At 30.8% G+C, this 23,427-nt stretch carries 27 protein-coding genes, 1 tRNA gene and 1 pseudogene; 25 read left to right on the forward strand and 4 right to left on the reverse strand.

Annotation, left to right across the window (positions count from 1 at the left end):
- Positions 1-424: 424 nt before the first annotated feature.
- The 19 genes and pseudogenes from Q0829_RS09260 to Q0829_RS09350 all read left to right on the forward strand — a co-directional run bounded on the left by Q0829_RS09260 (position 425) and on the right by Q0829_RS09350 (position 14,573).
- Complete coding sequence (locus Q0829_RS09260; RefSeq protein ID WP_298541887.1) at positions 425-2,776, forward strand: T9SS type A sorting domain-containing protein; 2,352 nt, start codon at positions 425-427, stop codon at positions 2,774-2,776.
- Positions 2,777-2,942: 166 nt separating this feature from the next.
- Positions 2,943-3,588: pseudogene (locus Q0829_RS09265) on the forward strand (JAB domain-containing protein).
- A gap of 54 nt (positions 3,589-3,642) precedes the next feature.
- The gene (locus Q0829_RS09270) at positions 3,643-3,864 is read left to right on the forward strand and encodes a hypothetical protein (RefSeq protein WP_298541889.1); all 222 of its coding nucleotides are present in this window, start codon (positions 3,643-3,645) and stop codon (positions 3,862-3,864) included.
- A 411-nt stretch (positions 3,865-4,275) separates the two neighbouring features.
- Positions 4,276-5,418, forward strand: a complete 1,143-nt coding sequence (locus tag Q0829_RS09275) for a hypothetical protein (RefSeq protein ID WP_298541890.1) — start codon at positions 4,276-4,278, stop codon at positions 5,416-5,418.
- Positions 5,419-5,638: 220 nt separating this feature from the next.
- Entirely contained in the window at positions 5,639-7,081 is a 1,443-nt protein-coding gene (locus Q0829_RS09280; protein ID WP_298541891.1) for a hypothetical protein, read from the forward strand.
- 25 nt (positions 7,082-7,106) lie between these two features.
- Positions 7,107-7,742, forward strand: coding sequence for a hypothetical protein (locus Q0829_RS09285; RefSeq protein ID WP_298541892.1), 636 nt, complete (start codon positions 7,107-7,109; stop codon positions 7,740-7,742).
- A 3-nt stretch (positions 7,743-7,745) separates the two neighbouring features.
- The gene (locus Q0829_RS09290; RefSeq protein WP_298541893.1) at positions 7,746-8,138 is read left to right on the forward strand and encodes a hypothetical protein; all 393 of its coding nucleotides are present in this window, start codon (positions 7,746-7,748) and stop codon (positions 8,136-8,138) included.
- Between the two features lie 67 nt (positions 8,139-8,205).
- Positions 8,206-8,418, forward strand: a complete 213-nt coding sequence (locus Q0829_RS09295; RefSeq protein WP_298541894.1) for a hypothetical protein — start codon at positions 8,206-8,208, stop codon at positions 8,416-8,418.
- A 4-nt stretch (positions 8,419-8,422) separates the two neighbouring features.
- The gene (locus Q0829_RS09300) at positions 8,423-8,974 is read left to right on the forward strand and encodes a hypothetical protein (RefSeq protein ID WP_298541895.1); all 552 of its coding nucleotides are present in this window, start codon (positions 8,423-8,425) and stop codon (positions 8,972-8,974) included.
- 94 nt (positions 8,975-9,068) lie between these two features.
- Positions 9,069-9,524, forward strand: coding sequence for a hypothetical protein (locus Q0829_RS09305; protein ID WP_298541896.1), 456 nt, complete (start codon positions 9,069-9,071; stop codon positions 9,522-9,524).
- A gap of 51 nt (positions 9,525-9,575) precedes the next feature.
- Positions 9,576-9,728 carry a hypothetical protein gene (locus tag Q0829_RS09310; protein ID WP_298541897.1) on the forward strand — a complete coding sequence of 51 codons (153 nt, stop codon included), beginning with the start codon at positions 9,576-9,578 and terminating at the stop codon, positions 9,726-9,728.
- Positions 9,729-9,743: 15 nt separating this feature from the next.
- The gene (locus Q0829_RS09315) at positions 9,744-10,397 is read left to right on the forward strand and encodes a hypothetical protein (RefSeq protein ID WP_298541898.1); all 654 of its coding nucleotides are present in this window, start codon (positions 9,744-9,746) and stop codon (positions 10,395-10,397) included.
- A gap of 14 nt (positions 10,398-10,411) precedes the next feature.
- Entirely contained in the window at positions 10,412-10,732 is a 321-nt protein-coding gene (locus Q0829_RS09320) for a hypothetical protein (protein WP_298541899.1), read from the forward strand.
- Positions 10,733-10,827: 95 nt separating this feature from the next.
- Complete coding sequence (locus Q0829_RS09325; protein ID WP_298541900.1) at positions 10,828-12,117, forward strand: HNH endonuclease; 1,290 nt, start codon at positions 10,828-10,830, stop codon at positions 12,115-12,117.
- 50 nt (positions 12,118-12,167) lie between these two features.
- Entirely contained in the window at positions 12,168-12,437 is a 270-nt protein-coding gene (locus Q0829_RS09330) for a hypothetical protein (protein WP_298541901.1), read from the forward strand.
- A gap of 104 nt (positions 12,438-12,541) precedes the next feature.
- Positions 12,542-13,015, forward strand: a complete 474-nt coding sequence (locus Q0829_RS09335) for a hypothetical protein (protein ID WP_298541902.1) — start codon at positions 12,542-12,544, stop codon at positions 13,013-13,015.
- Positions 13,016-13,154: 139 nt separating this feature from the next.
- Complete coding sequence (locus Q0829_RS09340) at positions 13,155-13,496, forward strand: hypothetical protein (protein ID WP_298541903.1); 342 nt, start codon at positions 13,155-13,157, stop codon at positions 13,494-13,496.
- Positions 13,497-13,581: 85 nt separating this feature from the next.
- A complete protein-coding gene (locus tag Q0829_RS09345; protein WP_298541904.1) occupies positions 13,582-14,082 on the forward strand; it encodes a hypothetical protein in 501 nt (166 codons plus the stop codon).
- A 122-nt stretch (positions 14,083-14,204) separates the two neighbouring features.
- On the forward strand, positions 14,205-14,573 hold the full coding sequence (locus Q0829_RS09350; protein WP_298541905.1) for a hypothetical protein: 369 nt from the start codon (positions 14,205-14,207) through the stop codon (positions 14,571-14,573).
- A gap of 388 nt (positions 14,574-14,961) precedes the next feature.
- Here Q0829_RS09350 and Q0829_RS09355 read toward each other — a convergent pair.
- Positions 14,962-15,043, reverse strand: a tRNA-Leu gene (locus tag Q0829_RS09355).
- Positions 15,044-15,199: 156 nt separating this feature from the next.
- Here Q0829_RS09355 and Q0829_RS09360 point away from each other — a divergent pair.
- The 6 genes from Q0829_RS09360 (at position 15,200) to Q0829_RS09385 (ending at position 21,982) form a co-directional block, all read left to right on the forward strand.
- The gene (locus Q0829_RS09360; protein ID WP_298541906.1) at positions 15,200-16,141 is read left to right on the forward strand and encodes a ribose-phosphate pyrophosphokinase; all 942 of its coding nucleotides are present in this window, start codon (positions 15,200-15,202) and stop codon (positions 16,139-16,141) included.
- A gap of 26 nt (positions 16,142-16,167) precedes the next feature.
- A complete protein-coding gene (locus tag Q0829_RS09365; protein ID WP_298541907.1) occupies positions 16,168-16,791 on the forward strand; it encodes a 50S ribosomal protein L25/general stress protein Ctc in 624 nt (207 codons plus the stop codon).
- 215 nt (positions 16,792-17,006) lie between these two features.
- A complete protein-coding gene (gene pth / locus Q0829_RS09370; RefSeq protein WP_298541908.1) occupies positions 17,007-17,639 on the forward strand; it encodes an aminoacyl-tRNA hydrolase in 633 nt (210 codons plus the stop codon).
- 209 nt (positions 17,640-17,848) lie between these two features.
- Positions 17,849-18,781, forward strand: coding sequence for a bifunctional riboflavin kinase/FAD synthetase (locus tag Q0829_RS09375; protein WP_298541909.1), 933 nt, complete (start codon positions 17,849-17,851; stop codon positions 18,779-18,781).
- Positions 18,778-20,097: an HTTM domain-containing protein gene (locus tag Q0829_RS09380; RefSeq protein WP_298541910.1), complete on the forward strand. Its 1,320-nt coding sequence runs from the start codon at positions 18,778-18,780 to the stop codon at positions 20,095-20,097. Before Q0829_RS09375 ends, Q0829_RS09380 begins: the two co-directional genes overlap by 4 nt.
- Positions 20,087-21,982: a histidine kinase gene (locus Q0829_RS09385; protein ID WP_298541911.1), complete on the forward strand. Its 1,896-nt coding sequence runs from the start codon at positions 20,087-20,089 to the stop codon at positions 21,980-21,982. The genes Q0829_RS09380 and Q0829_RS09385 overlap by 11 nt, the downstream gene beginning before the upstream one ends.
- Positions 21,983-22,050: 68 nt before the next feature.
- Here Q0829_RS09385 and Q0829_RS09390 read toward each other — a convergent pair whose 3' ends face one another.
- From Q0829_RS09390 to Q0829_RS09400, 3 genes are all read right to left on the reverse strand, one after another.
- The gene (locus tag Q0829_RS09390) at positions 22,051-22,632 is read right to left on the reverse strand and encodes a M23 family metallopeptidase (protein WP_298541912.1); all 582 of its coding nucleotides are present in this window, start codon (positions 22,630-22,632) and stop codon (positions 22,051-22,053) included.
- 95 nt (positions 22,633-22,727) lie between these two features.
- The gene (locus Q0829_RS09395) at positions 22,728-22,886 is read right to left on the reverse strand and encodes a hypothetical protein (protein ID WP_298541913.1); all 159 of its coding nucleotides are present in this window, start codon (positions 22,884-22,886) and stop codon (positions 22,728-22,730) included.
- 27 nt (positions 22,887-22,913) lie between these two features.
- Positions 22,914-23,156 (reverse strand): hypothetical protein, encoded by a 243-nt coding sequence (locus Q0829_RS09400; RefSeq protein WP_298541914.1) that lies wholly within the window; start codon positions 23,154-23,156, stop codon positions 22,914-22,916.
- Positions 23,157-23,427: the final 271 nt, after the last annotated feature.

Consider the following 23,427-nt stretch of genomic DNA (forward strand, 5'->3'; position numbering starts at 1 on the left):
TAGTACATTTTTGTTTGAACAATAAGGAGAGCATTAAATGAAAAAATTACTGTCATCAATTAGCTAAGTTAAAGCAGTAAATATATCTCCTAGAATTACACTAAACTTAGATTGACTATTTAATTATGGATAAAAGATAATTCTAAACAATCTAAATTTTTTCTTTTAAAAAAATTAAAATTCGTAGTAACAATTTGTAATTTTTGAAACTAGTATTTATAATCGTTCATAAACCTAAAATTTAAAAGAAGAAAAAGATTATGAGTTTTAGGGACTTATCAATAACAGATTAATATCAATATTTTATAAATTTGTCAGGCTAAATAATTCAACTATGATTAAAAAATTACAATTATCTATTTTAAGTTTAATTTTTTGCAGTATTTACATCAATGCCCAAATAAGCTTTGAAAGTCATGTTATAATGGATAAAAATCATGAAACCTTTGGAGCAACATCGGTTTTTTCGGCAGATTTAGATGGTGACGGGGATATGGATTTACTTTCATCCTCTTGGGCGGATGATAAAATTGCATGGTATGAAAACACAAACGGAACAGGTACTTTTGGTTATCAAAAAATTATATCCAACACTGCTGAACAAGCTGACTTTGTCTACGCATCAGATATAGATAACGATGGAGATAATGATGTTTTTGCTTCATATTTAGGTAAAGTTGTTTGGTATGAAAATTTAGACGGTCTAGGAAATTTCTCAACAGAAGTTAAAATTCATAGGTCTGCCGTATTGGGATCAGATATACATATTCAGACTTCTGATCTTGATGGAGATAATGATCTTGATATTATCATTAAAACAGAAGCTAATATAATATTGTATGAGAATATTGATGGTATGGGAAATTTGGGTTCTTCAAATATTTTAACCTTATCCGGAGTAAGTGCTAAAGGACCTGGATCTATCTATACAATAGATCTTGATAATGATAATGATATCGATATTCTATCTGCATCTTCGGATGATAATAAAATAGCTTGGTATGAAAATTTGGATGGGTTAGGTAATTTTGGTATTCAGAATATTATTTCTGTTGACGATTTGATTGGAGCTTACAGTATTCAAGCAGGTGATCTAGATGGTGATGGAGACATCGATATTATAGCTGGAGGGGATCAAGGTACTGTTTGGTTAGAAAATCTTGATGGGCAAGGGACATTTGGAGAGATTACCGGCATATTATATAATGGAAACCGAAATGGAGTAAGATCTATTTATGTGGAGGACATTGATGATGATGGAGACTTAGATATAGTATCCGCTTCTGAAAATAAGAATCAAATAGCCTGGCATGAAAATATTGATGGGCAAGCGGTTGTTTTTGATTCACATATCTTAAATAGTTTGGCTGAGAGAGCTAATTCAGTACACGTAGCAGATATAGATAATAACGGACAAGTTGACATAGCATATGCATCCGTTGGTAACAATCAAGTTTCATGGTATAAACAGCTAGAAGATCCTGGAGTTTTTGAGGAGCAATATATTACACCTACGGTTCCGAATTCCGCTATTTCTTCGATAGATGTGGATAATGATGGTGACCTGGATGTTTTGTCTTTTCTTAGAGGAAAAATAGCATGGTTCGAAAATATAGATGGACAAGGGAAAAAATTTGGATTAAATCAAATTAAAGTGAATACTTCTGCAGGAGAATTCATTAATTCAGATTTAGATAATGATGGTGATTTAGATTTACTTTTTAAAGCAAATGGAAGCATTGGTTGGTACGAAAATACTGGAAATGGAAATTTTATTGAAAGATTCATTCAAAACACCTCTCTTAGATCAATATATCCAAACGACTGGGACAATGATGGTGATATTGATATTTTATTAAGTAGACAGCAGAGTATAGATCTACTAGAAAATGATGGAGCGGGAAATTTCAGTGCTTTCATTAATCTTGTCACCCAAACTGGTCCATTAAATATTGGGTTTACTGAATTTATTATTTCTGATCTAAATAAAGATGGAAAAAATGACATTATTACATCACTGGACAATAATCTTATTTGGTACCCAAATGATGGTAATGGGAATCTTTTGTCAGAATCATTAATAGCTGAAGGAGTCAATAAAATAACCGCTATTTCCGTCAATGATCTTGATAGTGATAACGACTTAGATATTGTATACTCTTCTGAAAATGATGACACAATTGCTTGGTATAGAAATCTAGATGGGGAAGGTAATTTTGGTAATCAAATCTTACTTAGTGATTCTATTATTAATGTACATACAGTTCATACAAGAGATATTGACAATGACGGTGATATAGATATTCTTTCTGCTGATCCAATAGAGGACACTTTAATTTTATTTGAAAATATTGATGGAGTTGGAAACTTTAGCGATGTTCAAACAATAGCCACAAATCTGGATTTTGGTGTAGAAGTTTATACAGCAGACATCGATAATGATGGTGATTATGATATTTTATCTAAATCTTCACGGGACGGTAAGCTAGTATTTCATAGAAATTCTTTGATTGATAATAGTCTATCTTATAATGAATTTAATGAAATATCAGAATTTCTAATCTATCCGAATCCAACATCATCTTCTATAATTATCAATGGAAATAAAAATATTGAAAGCGTCTCCATTTATGATATAAATGGTAAATTTTTAAAGAATATAAATAATAAAAGCTCAGTATTAAATGTAGATTTAAAAAATTTATCAAAAGGTATTTATATATTAGAAATACGATCAAATAGCTCAAAACAGATAGAAAGGTTTATTAAAAATTAAGTCTTTCGGTACGTAATTATTATTTTTTTTGATATTAAAAAGCATCTTTGAAAGTTAAAAAATCAAAAACAAGTTGATTTACTACCTTAAATAAAACAGGATTAAAACCCAACCCGAAACCAACATCTTTCAGATTCCTATCATTATCTTTTAAAAGAACAAGGTAATGCCTCGAACAAAAAGAAAAAAGGTAAGCACGGTTTCCCAAATCAACAAACGAGCCAAACAAATCCGTAAAAAAGGAGAAAAATGGACCAATGCAATCAAAAGAGCGTCCAAAGAATTAAAATCGAGCAAGCGTACTCTTGGAGCTACTTCAAAAAATCACCCTTACATCATCAGTGGATTAGATGGTTTAAAAGGATCTACTAACGTTATTCCTATTCCGGAGATTAGCATCACTTTTTTACGAAAAAGGAAGATTACTGGTAAAATAGGTTCCGCAAAAGATGTAGCTGCGACTGTATCCAAATTTTACACAAAAAATACTATCGAAGTTAGAGAACAATTCTTCGTTTTGTATATAGACAATAGCAACAAAGTGCTAGGATATCATACACATTCTGTTGGTGGTATCAAAGGAAGTGTTGTAGATATCCGGATTCTATTTTCTGTTGCTTTGAAAAGTTTGGCAACAAGTATTATTATTGCTCACAATCATCCATCTGGAGCTTTAAAACCTAGTACTTCGGATTCGGATAACTTCTAAGATTAAAAGAAGAACTGGAGAATTACTAGACATACAATTGTTGGATCATATCATTCTTACCAAAGAGAGCTTCTATTCATTTGCTGAAGAAGGAAAATTATGAGATTAGAACCAATAAAGAACCAACCGGAAATTAGTTAATCTAAATCTGATAGTATTGTCTAACGAAAAAGGAAGAGCCGAAATGAGTACGGGCATTTTTATGCTTAATGGCATTCCTTATATGTCAAAAGACGATTATTATATCAAAAAAGTGCTATTTGGATTAATCCGAAAATATGGTTGTTTCCATTTTACTCCCAAAAGATTTCAGGAAAAAATGCTATTATACGAATACGACTCCGAAACGAAGACCTGGAGTAGTTATAACAAATCTTAATGACTGTATGGCTAATGATACTAATTAAGCGAAATTAAAGTCTTTTAAAATGGTGGTTTTATTAAACTTTTGTTTAGAAACCAGTGAATAAAACCTGTCAGGTTCAATAAAGCGGTTCATTTTATAAGTTTACCAAACAACACTTAAATGAACTCAAATTGTTAGGATATGTATATGTAAGTATCTTGTCTTAGAAATGTAATTTGAAGACCTCTATTTTTGTGAAAAAATCAGCATATAAATAATGTATATTACAATAAACACATAAAAAGTTGAGGGAAAAAGTAGTTTTTTTGACTTTGTTTTACTAATTTAGGAACAACGTAAAAATTATAAATCACCCCATATTCCGAAGAATTCTTCGGAATATGGGGTTTTGTTTTAGAGAGAAAAAAATAATATCCTAAGCTTATGAAAAAAATCATTTTTGTCATTCTATTAACTATAACTAAAATAAGTTTTAGTCAGAACTGTAATGAATTAAATGGATCTGAATCTGATTTTTGTTGGGTAAAAACTTTTCTTATAAACTCACCAATTATAGATAAGTTAGACAATAAATTTTTAAATTACAATTACGGTGTAAATAATTACTACCCTAAAGGGAGTTACGTTCCCTGGGGAGGGTATTACATGCCACTTTTAAATGGCGGAATTGCGACAAGATGGCAAATTTCTGACACTTATCATCCAAAAAGTAACTCACTTCTAACTTGGGATGAAGTAAAAAAAATGAGTCAAGATGAAATCTCAAAACTATCTCCAAGTGAAAAAATGGATATTTATATGGGGAACAAAGATTTTGCAATTACCAAAAATGAATTGACTAGAAGAGGACCTGAACGAAGTAATGTCGAGAGTTGGGAAGGCTTTTGTAATGGTATTAGATTAGCTGGTGCAATGTTACCTGAACCAAAGCATAGTGTTACAGTAAAAAGTAAATCTCCTGATAATATATTTATAAGATTTGATAAGGCTGATTTAAAAGCTCTAGGAGGCGCCGTATATTATTATACTGAATATTATGCGTCATTAGGAGAAAACAATAAGCGCAAACCAGATGCAGGTCAATTCGACATTTTGCTAAGATATATGCTAGGGTATAACAAAAGGCCCTTTTTTATGGACATCAAAAAAGGCGAAGAAAAATGGAACGAAACAATTGTAGGATATGAACGAAAAATAATAAAAGAAGAAAACCATCAGGAAAACACTAATAAAACAATCACTATTAGGACCGTTCTCTATTTGCTCGGAGAAATTGGATTTGATGAAATGAATTCGTACACAAGTACCGAAATTGAGAATAAAAAATATGTAGGTAAATGGGTATACAATTATACCTTAGAAGTGAATGGAAACGATGAAATTATAGAAGGTGATTGGAAAAAAGACTCTGAGACAACAAACCTTTTTTCGGCATACTTTCCCGACTATGTATGGTTTGGAGGAGGCAAAGGATTAGATGAATTGTATTTAGAAAATAGATATGATAATAATCCATTACTTCCATTTTTTGAAGTACAAAATTTGTTCTTTTTATCTATAAAATAACTATTGCTAACAAAGTTGTGTATAACTAAATCGCGGTTTTAAATTATATAAGAAGATAGACATAAAACAAAAGTTTGTGAATAGAAATTAGCTACTAGTTATAAAAAATGTCGTTAAAATGAAGTTCAAATAAACAATTATTAAAAACATATCATATAAAATGTCAACGCACTTTAAATTATAAATAGAGTTTTAAGATTTTCTTCAAAAACAATTAATCATGAGAAAAGTATTTATCATTATAGCCCTACTATTACAAGTTTCTTTAACATTTGCGCAAAATGGTGTTATATGTAGGGCCGAAAGAGTAGCCGATACTGACGAACTATATAAAAAGGCAGACAATTTAATCGGTAGAAATACATCAACAGTAAATAAAACTGAAATCTACATCGACATTAAAAAAGTTAATTCAGAAGAGTTTATATATCTGCACTCCAATTATATCTCTGAAGGTTTCTCTCACCCAACCAAAATATTTTATAGTTTGGACGAAATCTTAAGGAGTAATCTGACAATGCAGGAGCTTTTACAAAATCTTGTATATACAAGGCGAATCAGTTGGATAGAATCAGAAGCTTTGCAAAATGCTTCAAAAAACATCAAATATTTTGCTTCTGAAAAATTTCTCTTAAGTGAATATCCTAAATTACTAAATTTTAAGACTACTAAAAATTTAATTGTTATAAATGATAGAGGAGCTAAAATTTTTAATGGACCACGAAAAATTAAACTCAAAAAAAACATTAAAGGATTAGACAAATCAAGTCGGTCAGAACTCGAAAAGCACTTAAAGCATCTAGGTTTTGACAAAAAAAGTTTCGAAAAAAAGTTAATCAATTATGCTAGTGTAAACGGAATAGATTCAAATGGATTTAACAAATTAATTTTTCGTATTAAATCGGATTATGAAAAGGGGGTTTTCTATTCTTCAAAAGGGAAGGTTTTTAATACAAAAAAAATTAAAGATGCTAATGGTAGATTAATAAGAGTATTTATTTTAGAACCTAATCTTTATGTTAAATTCTCTAATAAAAATTCAATTGATTTCATAAAAAAAAGGTTGAATAGTAGGAAATACCTTCAAGAAGAAGTAGAAATAATCTCATTAGTAAAAGACAATGCGACTAATAAAGTATTAAAACAAAACTTTCCACAAAATCACACCACTTTTGATTTACTCTCTTTACGAAATCTAGTTAAAAAATTAAAAACTAATAAGAAAAAATCCGTAATTGTCTTGGGGCATATAGAGGGTGAAAAATTTGTTACATCCTTAGGTAATGGAAGGTCATTTACTATAGGTTTAGAAGATTTGAAAAAACTGGGAGATGACCTTGATGTTAATATCTTTCCTATGGGTTGTAATTCAGGATTAAGTCAAAACATTACTGGAATTGGAAACAAATTTAACTCCATCGATGCACTTAACAGACTTAAACCTGCTGTAGAAAAAAACTCATCAATCATGGATATGCTAAAAGATTTGGCTGGAAATGATTTTAAGATAATAATTGATGATATACCTTTTCAAAATAGAGGTTACTTAGAAGCTAAATTACATAGAGAAAACAGAGAAGCTGGTGTTGCTGTTATTGCTGGGATAGGAATTACGGGGTTAGTTGTTTATGCCTTATCGGAAAATGAAGACCAAGACAAGTAAAGCCAAATAATAAATAGATAAAAAAATGGGACAGATTAAAGTTAATCAACATGCACCAATTAATGAAATTGTTGGACTTTTAAATGCATATAGTCAATCTGAATTATCTTCCATTCAAGAAGAATTTCCTGAATATGAAAAGTTTTTAAAACCTGGGATTATAATGGGAGAAGATGAGGCAAGTGAAGATGAAATCAAGGAATTAAAAATTCGGACTAAAGTGTGTAAAACAGGCTTAAATCTTATCATACAAAAGTCAGCAGAATTTCTTCCAAAAGTAAAATCTCGTTTAAAACTTTTAAATAGCGTTCAGTTTATAAGTCAAATAGTTATCGCAATAACGGGAGCTTCGATCATGGTTTTCCTTCAAGAAAAACATGGTGAATCAGTAAAAATTATTATTGGCTGCCTAACTCTAATTGCTGCGATTCTAACATTATATGTCCAACACAAATCTGGAACAATCGGTTTAGGTGAAAATAGCTTGTCTAAAATATTTAATGACCTAACCGACTCTAAATTAACAGCAGAACATTATTTACAAGAATTAAAGATTATTGAAGAACTGAATTTCTCTTCATCTGTAGAAGAAGTTTCGCAAATCATAAAAAAGTCGAACGATATCAGTTCAGATATGAAGAAAATCATAGAAAAAAATTAAGCCATGAATATAAAATACATTTTATATATAGTCTTTGCACTTCCTTTTATAAGTTGCACAAGCAAAGAAGAAGCAAAAACACAGGAGTTTATACAACATGCTCATAATCTAAATATTGAAGAGATTAAAAATATAAGTACGGAGGACACTAGGTTTTACATAAAAATGGCAATAGAATCTGTGATGAATCTCGGCGATGAAGAATCAAAAAAACAGTTAAAACATATGGCATCAACTCTTGAATGTTCAGGGGAGGACAATATGCGCAAATGTAAGTATCTTGATATAAATGGAAATGAAAAGTTTTTTGAAATACAGTTAATTAAAAAATATAATCATCAGGGGTTAGAGCAATTTCTCATTGATATCGACAAAAAGTACTTCTTAGGCGAATAGTTGAGAAAACATTCTATAAATTAAGCTGTATGTACACTATTTTTAATGAAGTAAGTTCAATAAAACGATGAAAATAGATAAAGAAAGGGAAGAATTACAAAGAGAATTCGAAACTGCACAGCAATGGTTGAATGAAAATGGTAAATTAAGTTGTGAAACCATCAGTATAAATGAGAAAAATTACACAAAAGCTACATATACATGTGATGAATTTGTAGACGAAGTCAATCATGAAGATAGTATTATGGCTGTTATTAATTTATATATTAAAGTTCAATAAACTAATGAAAATTGCTGTTCTCGCTTGGGGCTCGTTAATATGGAACCCTCAAACATTAAAGATAAATAAAGATTGGAATGAAGATGGACCAATGCTACCAATTGAGTTTGCAAGAATTTCAAATAATGGAAGGCTAACATTGGTTATTAAACCTAATTCAAAAGCTGTTCAAGTTCTATGGACATTAATGGATTTAGATAATTTAGAAGAGGCAAGGATTAATTTACAAAAAAGAGAAGAAACACCCTCAGTTGAAAGAATTGGATTTGTGAGTTTAATTAATAGTACCAAGTCCAGTAAATATGAAGGAATCTCAGAAGTAATTACTAAATGGGCAATGGAAAAGAAACTTGATGCTGTAATTTGGACAGATTTGGGAGTGAAATTTAAGGATAAATTGAACAAGGAATTCAATCCCAATAATGTACTGAATTACCTTAAAAATCTACCTAGTGATAAAAAAGTGAAAGCAAAGGAATATATTATTAAAGCTCCAAAGCAAATAAGGACTGAAATTAGAGAAGTTATTGAAAAAGAATTAGTGTGGAAAAAATAAATCAGCTTAGTAGTGGTTCATTACAAGATAACACCTTGCTCTGCAATGGAAAATACTTATAACAACAGAATAAAAGTTCAATAAAACGATTGATTTGGTCAACATAACAAAATATAAGAGACATAAAAATGGATTTGGATTATATTCATTAGTACATACAGTGAGCAAAACATCTGAAGAATCTGAATCATTTGTATCTGATCAATGCTCCTGGGAGTCATTGATCAAAGAATATCCAAATAGGATCCAAGGTAAATTTGATTTGGTGTGGAAAACAATGGTAATTCAAGGATTAAATTATGGATTGTCCAAAATTCACCATAATGAATGTATTGAGATCGTTTTGAAAGATATCCAAGGACATGTTATGCATTCAAATAACTACTCAATGTTTGCAGCAGGTATTCTTGCAGCTTTTGCTGAGTTAAAAGTGAAAGTTGATGATCAGGATTTAGAAAATTTGTATGAGTTTGTTGGAAGTTCTAAAGGGGAAGGTTTAGATGCGATTCCAAACGTAAGTGAACTTGTTTTTAAAACATATAGAATATAAAAGATCAAATAGACGATGAGTGACTTCAATCCAATGGTGAAAAAATGGTTAATGGAAAACGAAAGATTTTTTAACTATAGATCACTTGAAAGAGAAATAAAGTCTCCTAAAGGAATTATTCAAAAATGGGTTAAATATGATTTTAAAATTCCTCAAAAATGGATTAATGAATTATATCATTTAATTAACAAAATCACAAACTAAAGTCTAAATATAACGATGGAGAATAACAATAATAATATTCCAAAAAGATCTTGGTTTAAAAAAGGACCAGGTATAACGGAGATACTGGTAACCGCTCTAATAGCCTACCTAGGTTTTATAGGAATACAATTGATTAGTATCAAAACAGAAATGTCTACTCTTATTGCTAATACTGGATTTAATAAAGAAAATATAGATGAGATTGGAAGCTTAATTCCTGAATACAGAAATAATTTTGCATTGAAACAATATAAGAAAGATATTGGCGCTGCATTTATTGTTTATCAAGCCAGTCACACCAAGGACAGTCAGTTGGCAATGAAAATGGATCTTGCAGACTTTAAGCAAGGTAGTATAACAAAATATAGGGTAAAAATGGATAGTTCAAAAGCTAGACTTTTTCTTATGGCCGCAAATGGAGTTTTTAAAGGTAGTGAAGAAGTGTCTTTTTCAAAGATGGAGCAATATGCAGAAATTGTAAAGGATTACAAAAAAATACCTTCTTATGTATTAACTGATAAAAGCTATCTAACAAATGAAATTTCCACAGAACTTTTATGGCTACTAGAAAATAAGGCTGACAGTATCGGATTTGTGAAAGTAGATTCTTCTTATACCAGCTGGTCTAAATTGGTTGATATAGTTCGAGAAAATAAAAAAGCTAACTAAAGTTCAATAATACGATGAAGAATATCGCTTTTTTAATATTATTTTTTCTGTCATTTTCAATAATTGGCTGTAATCAAGAGGAGTTAAAAAGATTACAATCTGAACTTGATGACATTGGATCTGAGCTAGAAAATTGTCAATACGAATTGGAAGAAGCTAATGATAAACTTTCAAGTATTGGAGAGTATAGCTCAGAAATGGAAAGCGAAATAAATGATCTAAGAAGTGAAATAGATGATTTTAGTTGGGAAGATTGGCAATCAAATGTTTGGGACGTTGAAAGCAAACTAAATGACGTGGAAAAAGTGTTTGAAGAGTTAAAGAATGAATTATGAAGTTAAATTAAACGATAGAATTAGGTAACTATATTTCGAGTATTAAGCATATATAGTTACTAGTAATCATATAACGTTACATGCAATCGAAAAAAATGTACAGTTATCAAATAAAATTTATAGCATTAGAAGACACAATTGGATTTGAATTAAAATCGCCCAATGAAAACGAAGTCGAAGAATTTGTTTACGATATTATATCAATATTTGCTACAGTAGACGAAAATGACAGACCATTAATTATCTCGTTACAAAACAACTCGCTTGAAAACAAAGTAGAGATAAGCAATTTCGTGTCTAAATACTGTGAAAAACTACCACAATTAAATGCTTTAAAAGCTTTTTTCAACAAACTAAAAGATGACGACTCTTTCTTTTTCCTTCCAAATATTAAAATGGAACTTGCAGAAAGCACTAAATTAAGAGATTACCTGCGAGCATTAAAAGAAGGATTAGATTTTGAAGAACTTAATAGTCAAACGACAGAACTATTCGGAGATTTAATGGATAACTATACTTTAGGAGGTGTTGGCGATAAAAGAGTAGAAATAGGAGAAAAAAATAAATTACACAGAACTTGCAGATTTTGTGATAGGAAAAGTGATTTAACCACATTTGACAGCAAAGCTCATGCGATATCCGAAGCGCTTGGTAACAAGACAATTGTACTATATGAAGAATGTGATGAATGTAATAAGAGATTTAGTGAAACTATTGAATCTGATATAGTTCAATACTTATCCCTTTTTAGAACAATATATGATGTAAAAGGAAAAAATAGAGGAAAAGGAAAAGGTGGTTCTAAAAAATTTAAAGGAAAAAACTTCGATTTAAAAAATAACGGAAATGTTGAATTGTCGTTTCAAAGTGAAGATGATAGACCTATTAAAAATGATGAGGATTACAATATAAAATTAGAAGCAGAGCAACCAATTATATCTCAAAATATATACAAAGCTCTGTGTAAATATTACCTTTCAATAATTGACAAAAAACATTTGAAACATTTCAAAAAAACTATTGATTGGATAAATGGTAAAATAGAAATTGATAGATTACCAAAAATTGCAGAAATGACTTCATATCATTCTTTTGCTATGCAGCCCAAATTAACTTACTTTTTACGAAAAACAGAAGACAAAGAGATTCCATTTGCTATAGGAGAATTCTATTTCACTTGTAAAATATTTGCTTTCATAATTCCTTTATGCAGCCAAGATGATAAAAACTTTTTAGAAGAAATTGAATATAAAAACTTTTGGAAAACATTTCGACATTTTGATAAAACTAAAGGTTGGGTTTTTAACGACTTCTCGAATAACAATAAGAGAGATTTTACCATAAATTTGAATTTTGAATTAAAAGGAAAAAAAGCCAGCAAGTAACAATGGCTCCTGTGTAAAAGTCCTTTTCTAAGTCATAGTATAAAAATACGATGAGAAATAAAATAAGTACGGATTTAATACCGTATAAAAACGATGTCCATCATAGTAAAGATAATTGGCCTTCTCCTGAAGCTTATATAATGTGTATTGCAAAGGAGTTTTTGGATAATCATAATCACCATGGCTTTTTAGACTTATATTTTGATAGTGAGGAACAAGTGTTTTTTGTTTATGATAAAACTTCCGAAGAATTATTACAAGAAGATATTACCAATATTATGAGAAAATTAGATGAATATATTGAAAATTTAAAAGTTTAGATAAACGATAGATATTGCAATCTTGTAGGAAGTACTTAATTACTACGTAAAAAGGTTGCGTACAAGCATGATATTTTTGTTTTAAAGATTTAAAAACCTATCGTATGGATCAAAAAATAAAGAAAAATATCAGAATTATAGCAGAGAAAAATAACTGCACTATTTTATATAATTCTAATTCTTTAACCATCATTGATTCGATGAACTCAATTCAGATAGCCCAGAACAACAAATATGAATTTGATCTGGTGTATAATATTATTAAAGACATTATACAGATAAAAGTTCCTATTGAAGAAATTTATGACGTTTTATTGGAATTGTTGCGGAGAATTGATCTAAATAAAATAAAACTAAAAACGGGGGTGTTAATACAGCTTATAGATTGGATAAAAGAAGAGGGGGTGTCCGCTAAAGATAATTTGGAGAAGCTGAAAATGGATTTAAAAATTAAATCAATTGAGTACAGGCATTTAGGTGGTAATAGAATAGAAGCAGAATATTATAAAGGCTTACTTATATTGTCAGATGATCTTTGCTGGAATAAATCCAATATAATTGAAATTAAAGTTCAATAAAACGATTCGTTAAATCTATTTTAATATTAAATTTCTTTTGATAAAAACATATTTTATATAACTCAATTTTAATACTTTATGTTAATACATGGGGATTGCTTAGTTTCGTTGATATAAATATTAAACTGATACTATAAATATGGATCAAAAAACTAAAGAAGCTATAGAAAATAGTCTGAATAAAAAGCGTAAAGATGATTTGTCAATTATATTAGAAGATCTTAAAAGATTTCCAGATTTTATGTCAGACGAGGATATAGCAACTTACCAAAATAAATTAGGTTATAAAATCTACAATTCTAGGTTAGAATATATTAGAACTTTTAGTGAAGAAACCCCATTGAAGGGACTAAAAGAAATACCTAAAGATGATATGAATTTATTCATTAATATTTGGGCAATGCAAACAAAGATTAACCTAGAATATGAAGATAAATACAATTCTGAAGTCAAAAATTTATGGAATAATAAAGTTCAATAAAACGATCTCTATAGAATTATGATACAAATAAAATTTAATTGCGTAAAATGACTGCGTAGTTTGAAAATAAATTTGTCAAAAAAACATGAAACTAATTCAAGAAGGCGCTTTTATATCAGAAATATTTTTCCACGCTGATATTGTATCACATGCTTATGAGCGTTTAAAAAAATCGGCAGTAGCATCTGATTATATTGGAGTATGGTCAGCTATTCAATCTATTTTAATTTCGACAAGTAACATTTCCAAAATTCTCTGGCCACAAAGTAAATATGCAGAAAGAGGTAAAGAACTTAGGAAGCTCCTGAAAGTTGATTCTAATTGTGTTTTGAAAAGCAGGAAGTTCAGAAATAAATTTGAACACTATGATGAATTGATAAGTGATTTTTTTGAGGACAAAAATATCGACTCTTATACTGATTTTGCTATGAATCCATCCTTACGTTCATTAGGAATGGAATCTTGTCATAGAGGATATAACTCTTACAATAATACTATTGTTATTCATGGAGAAATTCTAGAATTAGATAGCATAATAGACAATGCAAAAGAAATAAAACTTAAGTGTAAAAGCTTATTCATTTAAATAGGGTAAAAAATATTAAACCCACTAACAAAATTAAAAGTTCAAACTTATTCTATTAGTAAATCTTTGCTTTATCTATCTAGATAATATTATTTTTGATTTCAATTTTAAACTTATTAATTATGTCTAGAAATATATTTTATTTCTTTTTTATCACAATCATAGTTTCTGGATGTAGTGAAAATTTTAAATTTTACACAAAAGTGATAAATGACGTTAATTCCAAATATAAATTTAATACTATAGAATCAGACTATGACGACCTCTCCGCTTCGTTTTATTTTATAGATGTAGCACACGATAATTTATCAATGAATGAAATGCAGTCTCTTGCCATTAACATTAATGAGTATATTATCAATAAATATCCTAAAATTGATAGTTTAAAATTCAGGAATTATATCTTTTCTGGTGCTGGAGGTTTTGAAGTAGCAGAATTTACCATAGACCAAAATAAAAAATTAGTTAAGTCGAACAGAATGTTGGATTAAATATATGCTCAATATTTTTTTCTTGTTCGAATTTACTTAGTCATATATTAAACCAATTTTATTATTATCTAATATTGGAAATAAATAAAAGAGATGGAAAATTATTACGATAGAAATATTTTTCTTTTTCAATATTCGATAAATCTCTTTTTTTTCAATGTATTCCTCCATTGGTTCAAAACAAACCAGGGGTTTCCTTTATTTAGTCAAACAAACTCAGTAATAGCAAGGGTTAACATTCTTTATTAAAAATATTTCATTCCTACTCTATTTTATCAAAATGTTGAAACTATGTTGAAACCAGCAGCAAATTAAACTATTCACACAGAAGACAAGAAACGATCAAAAACAAAATAATCCTTTGAAAATCAAAGAGTTATTTATATTGTACTCAAGGCGGGAATCGAACCCGCACGTCTTGCGACATTGGATTTTGAATCCAACGTGTCTACCAATTCCACCACTTGAGCTTTCATAAGTAAATCGGACGGCAAAATTAAAAAAATAATTGATCACATCCATTAAATAAGTAATAAAATAAGGGTAAGAGTAGAAATAAATTTTTAAATTTGCACCTTGTTTTTAGAAAATAAGTTTTAACTCATTACAAAACAACAATTTACCTTATGCCTAATTCAATTACAGAAGCAAAATTTTTTGCGTGTAACCAAAGTACAGAACTAGCAGAAAAGATAGTATCCGCGTATGGGGCAAAATTAGGTAATGTAATTACATCAACATATAGTGATGGCGAGTTTCAACCTTCTTTTGAAGAGTCTGTAAGAGGATCTAGAGTCTTTATAATTGGATCAACACATCCTAGTTCTGACCATTTAATGGAAATGTTATTAATGTTGGATGCAGCAAAAAGAGCTTCAGCAAGACATATTACGGCAGTATTACCATATTACGGATGGGCACGTCAAGACAGAAAAGATAAACCAAGAGTTCCCATTGCAGCAAAATTAATTGCAAAAATGCTGGAAACTGCAGGCGCAACAAGAATCATAACTATGGATTTGCATGCAGATCAGATTCAAGGGTTTTTCGAGAAACCTGTAGATCACTTATTTGCATCCACTATATTTTTACCATACTTACAATCGCTAAACCTGGACGATCTTACTATAGCTTCTCCGGATATGGGTGGTTCTAAAAGAGCATATGCATATTCTAAAGCGTTACAAAGTGATGTAGTAATCTGCTATAAGCAACGTGCTAAAGCCAATGTAATTTCTCATATGGAATTGATTGGAGATGTAACAGGTAAAAATGTTGTACTAGTAGATGATATGGTAGATACTGCAGGAACACTAACTAAGGCTGCAGACCTAATGATAGAAAGAGGCGCAAAAAGTGTAAGAGCAATTTGTACACATCCTATTCTTTCTGGAAACGCTTACGAAAAATTAAAAAACTCTAAACTAGAAGAATTAATCGTTACTGATTCTATTCCTCTAAAACAAGAAAGTGAAAAAATTAGAGTGATTACTTGTGCAAATTTATTTGCAGATGTTATGAATAGAGTTCATAACAATAAGTCTATCAGCTCTAAGTTTATAATGTAAATTAATAACTATTAATATATTTTAAAATGAAGTCATTAACAATCAATGCATCTCAAAGAGAAAGCGTAGGCAAGAAAGCGACAAAAGCCTTACGTAATGCTGGACAGGTACCTTGTGTTATTTACGGTGGAGACACTATTGTACACTTTGCAGCACCAGAAATTGCTTTCAAAAATTTAGTGTACACTCCAGACGTTCATACCGTGGTAATAGCGTTGGATAATGGTACAAAGATAAATGCTATCCTACAGGATATTCAATTTCACCCTGTAACTGATAGAATCTTACACATCGATTTTATTCAGATTTTTGATGACAAACCGATCACCATTGCTCTTCCTTTCAAAACAACAGGAAATTCTAAAGGTGTTCGTAATGGTGGTGTTTTACGTTTTAACCTAAGACGTATTACTGTAAAAGGATTAGCTTCTAAATTACCAGACCTGATCGAAGGAGATATTACCAACCTAAAAATAGGAAACAAATTATATGTTACGGATGTAGCTAGTGAGGATTTTACAATTCTACACCCAGAAAACACGGTAATTTGTATGGTGAAAACTTCTCGTACTGCTGTTGAAGATGATGATGATGAAGAAGAAACTGAAGGAGAAGCACCAGCTGCAGAAGCACCAGCTGCTGAGGCTTAATCTTTTCTGTATAAAGAAAACAATCAAAAAGCATTCTGATTTTATTTTCAGAGTGCTTTTTTTATTTTTACAAGGATTTTGGGATGGCGTTCCCTCCGTTTCACTTCGGTCGGGCTATTCACTGTATCTTTTCTAATTGGCACCCTTCGACTACGCTCAGGGTACAAATTTAAAAAGGATGCCGCTACTATCCCTAACGCAAAACCAATACATATATGCTTTCTATTTTCAGAAAATGGTTTTCAAAAAAAGATGAAAAGGAAGAAACTCAAGAAGAACTTATGAAAAAATTTCTTGTTGTAGGTCTTGGTAACATAGGACCTAAATACCACAATACACGTCATAATATAGGATTTAGAATCCTGGATGCATTGGCAAAAGAAGAAAGCCTGTCTTTCGAAACCGAAAAATTAGGAGACCTCACGACTTACAAATACAAAGGACGTACGATATTATTACTAAAACCAAACACCTATATGAATCTCAGCGGAAAAGCTGTTAGATATTGGTTAACAAAAGAAAAAGTTCCTCTCGAAAATCTTTTGATCATTACCGACGATATCAATCTATCTTTTGGCACTATTAGACTAAAAGCAAAAGGTAGTGCAGGTGGACATAATGGACTAAAGGATATCGAAGCTCAACTAAATACCTCCAAATACTGCAGATTTAGGTTTGGTGTTGGAGCAGAATTTAGTAAAGGCAGACAGGTTGATTACGTTTTAGGAGAATGGGATTCTGAAGAAGAAGCTACTATGCCGGAACGATTAGACAAAGGAATTGCACTGATCAAATCTTTTGCAACTGCAGGATTAGCGAATACTATGAATACCTTTAACGGAAAATAAGTAGTAGATCTCACAACATTTCATTAATTTTATAGCTAACAATTTTTAATACATAACCAACGTATTAAGAGTCAAATAAACCTAGATTACAATAAATGGTTTTACAAAAATCAGTCTTCTTGAAACGAAATACACCTATCGCATCGACATTAATTACAGTGTATAGTAATGAATTCCTTCTGACAATCGAAAATAAATAAAGACGAAGGATGAAACGCTATACAGATGCCAAAACATATGATAATCAAACACCATCGGTTGTTACCATTGGAACTTTTGATGGAGTTCATATTGGACATAAAAAAATAATCGAAAGATTGGTCGAAGCCGCAAAACGAAACAATCTGGAGTCCGTAATTCTCACCTTTTTTCCTCATCCTAGAATGGTTTTGCAAAAGGATACAAATATCAAGCTGATTAATACTATCGAAGAACGAATACAGATATTAGAAAAAACAGGATTAGATAGTTTAGTAATCCATCCTTTTACCAAAGAATTCTCTCGCCTTTCGGCCAAGGAATATGTAGAGGAAATGTTAGTTAACAGATTAAATCTACGTCACGTAATTATTGGCTATGACCACCGTTTCGGACGTAATCGTAATTCTAATATTACTGATCTAGCTTCTTTTGGTATTCAGAATGATTTTACGGTAGAAGAAATCTCAAAACAAGACATAGACGATGTAGCTGTTAGTTCTACTAAAATTCGTGAAGCATTACTTGATGGAGATATTATAAAAGCTAACAGGTATTTGGGGTATAATTTTATGCTTACAGGAAAAATAATAAAAGGAAAAGAACTAGGGCGCAAATTAGAATACCCAACTGCAAACCTACATATTGAAGAAGATTATAAACTCATTCCAAAAAAAGGAGTATACGTGGTAAAATCTCAAATCAATAATAAAACATATTTTGGGATGATGAATATTGGTAATAATCCAACTGTAAATGGAACACATCAAACCATCGAAACTCATTTCTTTGACGCTTCATTTAACTTATATGAAAAAAAGATTCAAATCGAGATGCTCATACGGATTAGAGATGAGAAAAAATTTGACTCTATAGAAGCTTTAAAAAATGCCATGCAGGAGGATGAAGATTTTTCTAGAGATTATATAAATTCTATGGTATGATCAATCGTTGGTTGTTTACACAAATAGATAATAGTGCTTTAATTATATTTAGAGTTTTTTTTGGGTTTCTCATTACAGCAGAATCCTTTGGGGCTATTCTTACTGGCTGGGTTAGAAGGACTCTTGTAGAGCCTCAATTTACTTTTAATTTTATTGGTTTAGATTTCCTGCAACCGCTCCCTGGCAATGGCATGTATTACTATTTTGCTTTGATGGGTATTTTCGGAATATTTATTATGATTGGTTTTAAATATAGATGGAGCATGATTGCCTATACAATGTTATGGGCTGGTGTTTACTATATGCAAAAATCATCCTACAACAATCATTATTACCTATTACTTTTACTTTGTATTCTTATGAGCTCATTACCTGCTGGAAATTATTTTTCTGTGGATGTAAAGAAAAACCCAGCGCTTAAGAGAATATCCATGCCCAGGTGGTGTGTCCTTTTTATTATTATCCAATTATGGATTGTATACACCTACGCATCTGTGGCTAAATTATATCCCGATTGGTTAGATTATACCGTAGCTAAAAATTTAATGCTTTCCCGAGCAAATTATCCGATTGTTGGAGAATTATTACAACAACATTGGTCACATGTAAGTATTACTTATTTTGGAATTTTATTCGATCTGCTAATCATCCCGTTATTACTATGGAGAAGAACCCGTCTCACTGCTTTTATTATAAGTATCTTTTTCCACTTATTTAACTCTATTGTATTTCAGATAGGGATATTTCCATACTTATCATTAGCGTTTACTGTGTTTTTCTTTTCCAAAGAACGTATGCATCGCATGTTTATGCCAAAAAAAGAGTTTTATACAACAAATGAGTTGATCATTCCTTCTTACCGGAAATTTTTGATCCCAGCATTGACAATTTGGTTCGTGATTCAACTTGCTTTACCAATCCGTCATTGGTTTATCCCTGGTGATGTCTTATGGACAGAAGAAGGGCACAAACTAAGCTGGAGGATGATGCTTCGTGGGAGATCAGGGTTTACTAATTTTTATGTTGAGGATAAGGACAACCCAGGAAAAAGACAGAAAACCGACAAGAATCAATACCTCTCCAAGAAACAACGTCGTTTAGTAAATACCAAACCTGATGCTATATGGCAATTCGCTCAATTTCTTAAAGAAGAACAACTAAAAGAAGGAAGAAATATAGCAGTATACGTTCGTAGTAATGTATCTGTTAATGGTAAAAAATCAAAAGTTTTAATTGATCCTGATACAGATTTAGCAAGTGTAGGATGGAATTATTTCACAACCAATCCTTGGGTAATTAAGTATGATGAAGAATAGACTCCTTTACATATGTATCATACTTATTTCATTTTCTATAAATGCTCAGGAAAAGAAAGACTGGTACTCTGCTTTTGGTGAAACTCCGGCCTTGGTAGATTCATATCTTTATAATGAATTAAAAAATGCTGAAGATTTTCAAGAAAGGGCAAAACTAATCGATACGATTTCATCCATTCATATTCAAACAGGAATTACAGATTCTATAATATATTATGGGAACCTTCTTCGAGATGAAATAATATCGCAAAAAGAATTGCTTTTAAATCGTAATTTCTATCTATCTAAAGCTTATCACATTCTCGGAAAAGGAAAATTGGAGAAAGGACTTTATGATGATGCGATGAAACATCATCTCGATGGTATTGAAATATCCCCTATTGAGGAGATGGAAAAAATGCATAATCTGCATCAGATTGCATTAGGAGTTGTATACCTTCATCAAATAGAAGTCGAAACTGCACTATCAATATTCGAAACCTGTATAAAGAATACCCAAGATAAAGAAGTATTACTTTTAGCAAAAAAATATAAAGCGGACATACTATTATTTCAAGAAAAAATTGAAGAAGCTAAAGAAAACTATAAGGAAGCTCAAAAACTTCTTCTTACTCAAAAAAACATTAAAATTGGTTTAGACATTACAATAAGACTAGGCAGAATTGAAGTTTTGGAAAACAAACTGGAACAGGGCCTAGAACATTTTATATCCGCAAAAGATCAAGCATTAAAACATCACTATTACGACCTTTATATAGACGCAGTACTTAGAGTTGGCATTATATATTATAGACAAGGACATTTAGAAGCTGCAGAAATGATATTATCTACAGCCTACGCAAACACAGTACAATGGAACAAGCTCGAACTACAACGGGATGTAATCATGGTGCTTAGGAATATAAAAGTCGCAGAGAAAGATTATGAGAATGCCTATAATCTTATGACCCAATACCTCTCTATTTCTAACCAAATTCTAGATAATCAGAATAAAGTTATAGCAAAAGAAATGGAAGCTAAATATCAAACGCTACAAAAAGAAAAAGAGATATTATCGCTTAAAGAAGAACAACTACTTAAAGAAAGTGAAATTAAAAGACAACGAACAATCAAAAAAGCTTTTTTGATTGGTTTTCTAATTATATTAATTCCAGTAACTGCCCTGTTATTTTTATACTTCCAGAAATTAAAAACACAAATAGCATTAAACAAATCTCAAAAAGAGGTGAATTCTCAAAAAGTGTATGGATTGATGAAAGATCAGGAACTCAATCTCGTGAAAGCAACTATGGATGGGCAGAATAAAGAACGTAAACGTCTGGCAAGAGAATTACACGATAGTATTGGAGGTAATTTAGCTAGTATTAAACTACAACTTTCTTCTAATACAAGTAGTAATGAAAATATGCAGACAAAAATATTAAATCAAATAGACGAAACATACCATCAAGTGCGCGATTTATCTCACAACCTTGCTTCAAAAAAGTTTCAAAATAATGGAATTTCAACATTAATAAAAGAATATGTAAATAATATTGAACAAGGCAGTACTCAAAAAATTTCTTTCAATCCTCATCCCGAAGAAAAAATTAATGAGATAGAAAACCCTTTAAAGGAGGAACTTTTCAAAATCATTCAGGAATTATTAACGAATACTTTAAAACATGCCAAAGCGAATCAAATAGATATCTATCTAAATCAATATCAGACTATACTGCAGCTTATGTTTGAGGATAATGGTATCGGTTTTAATTCCGAAAAAATAGCTGAAGGTATTGGTTTTAAGAACATCAAAAACCGCCTTCACTCCTTATCAGGTAACATGGTTATAGATTCTGCTGTAGATAGAGGTACAGTAATTAATATAGAGATTCCAGTATCATAAGACTCCACTTAATAAGTATAAACCAATCCAGTCATATTAAAAAATAAGGACTGTGATAGAATAAAATATTATTTTCTTAACCACGTATCAGGATCTAAATAAAACATTTTACGATTTCCTTGTATAGCGTCTTTATCACGCAACCACCAATATGGAAAAGGTGTTGTAATAGAATAATGCAGATGTGGAGGTTTACCTACCGCATTCCCAGTATTACCAACGGTTCCTAATTTGGTTCCTGATGCAACGGGTTGAAAAGGAAAAGCATCTATTTCATCCAGATGCGCATAATAATGAAATCGCCATTTAGGTCCCAAAACCATAACGGTCTTCCCTCCTTTTCCTCCTTCATAGGTATACATTACAATTCCATAAGTAGACGAGATAACATCAGTGCCTTTTTTTTCAAAAATATCAATACCTTTATGTGTAACAGAACTACCCCAGGGATATGCCCAAAAGGAATGATCATCCCAATCTCTAATAGTTGCTCCTTGTACAGGAATAATCATTTTTTGAGGCAGTAAAAACCCTAAACCGATAACTAATATCGGTATTAATGTAAATCTTCGAGTTCTTTTATTTCTGTATAAAGAACCCATTAAGATTAAAAGCGAAGCTAAAAAACGACGTGTAGTACTGGTAATCATATACTAAATATACGATATATGCTCCTATCTTTTGAAGCTAATAAAACTAGAAGAAAAACGAGGTTCCTTTTCAGGAAACCTCGTTAACAATTAATTTACAACAAACAGTTTCCCATAAAACAGCGAACTGGACACCATTGATTTGTGGTATGAGAATTACCTCCTGTACACCAGTAGATATTTCCATTTCCCTTAATTTGATGTTGTTCAGATTTGCTTAACGCTCTACCGAAATCTAAAATTGATTTTTTCATGAGTAAAATAATTTAAAAACTGTTGAATTAATATTCAGGGCAACACATTCCATTTTGAACCCTACCAAGGCATCTACCACCTGGAAAAGGAGATCCATTAGATGTTCCAGCAGCGGTATATGAGCAAACTTCTCCTCTAGAATCAACCCATTCTACAACATAATTACTAGTACATCCGCAAGCCTCAAAACGTCCTAGCTTCCCCCCTGAAATTTCTTTCTGTTCAGATTTGCTAATTACTTTCCCTAAGTTTAACAATGATTTTTTCATAAGTAATAATTTAATAAATGATTAAGTCCTTGAACATTTTACGACACTCAAGGTTTGTGTCCATTCCAACACCCTAAAACTTGATTTATTACCCCGTATTACTGCATCTTATTTTAAAAAAATACAGATCTACATACTATCAATGCAAGAATTGAAAAACATAACAGGGAATTTTTACTTTTTTTTCAAATTCTTTTTTTGATTACTTTTAGAACCTCTATAAAACATTAGAGGTTTCCATAGAAAATACTGGAACAATCAACACAAAAAC

The sequence above is a fragment of the uncultured Aquimarina sp. genome (assembly GCF_947492405.1).
GTDB lineage: Bacteria > Bacteroidota > Bacteroidia > Flavobacteriales > Flavobacteriaceae > Aquimarina.

Excerpts from the sequence above, each read along its gene's own strand:
- Q0829_RS09260 (WP_298541887.1), top strand. The coding sequence starts at position 425 with ATGGATAAAAATCATGAAACCTTTGGAGCAACATCGGTTTTTTCGGCA.
- Q0829_RS09275 (WP_298541890.1), top strand. The coding sequence starts at position 4,276 with ATGAAAAAAATCATTTTTGTCATTCTATTAACTATAACTAAAATAAGT.
- Q0829_RS09280 (WP_298541891.1), top strand. The coding sequence starts at position 5,639 with ATGAGAAAAGTATTTATCATTATAGCCCTACTATTACAAGTTTCTTTA.
- Q0829_RS09285 (WP_298541892.1), top strand. The coding sequence starts at position 7,107 with ATGGGACAGATTAAAGTTAATCAACATGCACCAATTAATGAAATTGTT.
- Q0829_RS09290 (WP_298541893.1), top strand. The coding sequence starts at position 7,746 with ATGAATATAAAATACATTTTATATATAGTCTTTGCACTTCCTTTTATA.
- Q0829_RS09295 (WP_298541894.1), top strand. The coding sequence starts at position 8,206 with ATGAAAATAGATAAAGAAAGGGAAGAATTACAAAGAGAATTCGAAACT.
- Q0829_RS09300 (WP_298541895.1), top strand. The coding sequence starts at position 8,423 with ATGAAAATTGCTGTTCTCGCTTGGGGCTCGTTAATATGGAACCCTCAA.
- Q0829_RS09310 (WP_298541897.1), top strand. The coding sequence starts at position 9,576 with ATGGAAAACGAAAGATTTTTTAACTATAGATCACTTGAAAGAGAAATA.
- Q0829_RS09315 (WP_298541898.1), top strand. The coding sequence starts at position 9,744 with ATGGAGAATAACAATAATAATATTCCAAAAAGATCTTGGTTTAAAAAA.
- Q0829_RS09320 (WP_298541899.1), top strand. The coding sequence starts at position 10,412 with ATGAAGAATATCGCTTTTTTAATATTATTTTTTCTGTCATTTTCAATA.
- Q0829_RS09325 (WP_298541900.1), top strand. The coding sequence starts at position 10,828 with ATGTACAGTTATCAAATAAAATTTATAGCATTAGAAGACACAATTGGA.
- Q0829_RS09330 (WP_298541901.1), top strand. The coding sequence starts at position 12,168 with ATGAGAAATAAAATAAGTACGGATTTAATACCGTATAAAAACGATGTC.
- Q0829_RS09335 (WP_298541902.1), top strand. The coding sequence starts at position 12,542 with ATGGATCAAAAAATAAAGAAAAATATCAGAATTATAGCAGAGAAAAAT.
- Q0829_RS09340 (WP_298541903.1), top strand. The coding sequence starts at position 13,155 with ATGGATCAAAAAACTAAAGAAGCTATAGAAAATAGTCTGAATAAAAAG.
- Q0829_RS09345 (WP_298541904.1), top strand. The coding sequence starts at position 13,582 with ATGAAACTAATTCAAGAAGGCGCTTTTATATCAGAAATATTTTTCCAC.
- Q0829_RS09350 (WP_298541905.1), top strand. The coding sequence starts at position 14,205 with ATGTCTAGAAATATATTTTATTTCTTTTTTATCACAATCATAGTTTCT.
- Q0829_RS09360 (WP_298541906.1), top strand. The coding sequence starts at position 15,200 with ATGCCTAATTCAATTACAGAAGCAAAATTTTTTGCGTGTAACCAAAGT.
- Q0829_RS09365 (WP_298541907.1), top strand. The coding sequence starts at position 16,168 with ATGAAGTCATTAACAATCAATGCATCTCAAAGAGAAAGCGTAGGCAAG.
- pth (WP_298541908.1), top strand. The coding sequence starts at position 17,007 with ATGCTTTCTATTTTCAGAAAATGGTTTTCAAAAAAAGATGAAAAGGAA.
- Q0829_RS09375 (WP_298541909.1), top strand. The coding sequence starts at position 17,849 with ATGAAACGCTATACAGATGCCAAAACATATGATAATCAAACACCATCG.
- Q0829_RS09380 (WP_298541910.1), top strand. The coding sequence starts at position 18,778 with ATGATCAATCGTTGGTTGTTTACACAAATAGATAATAGTGCTTTAATT.
- Q0829_RS09385 (WP_298541911.1), top strand. The coding sequence starts at position 20,087 with ATGAAGAATAGACTCCTTTACATATGTATCATACTTATTTCATTTTCT.
- Q0829_RS09390 (WP_298541912.1), bottom strand. The coding sequence starts at position 22,632 with ATGATTACCAGTACTACACGTCGTTTTTTAGCTTCGCTTTTAATCTTA.
- Q0829_RS09395 (WP_298541913.1), bottom strand. The coding sequence starts at position 22,886 with ATGAAAAAATCAATTTTAGATTTCGGTAGAGCGTTAAGCAAATCTGAA.
- Q0829_RS09400 (WP_298541914.1), bottom strand. The coding sequence starts at position 23,156 with ATGAAAAAATCATTGTTAAACTTAGGGAAAGTAATTAGCAAATCTGAA.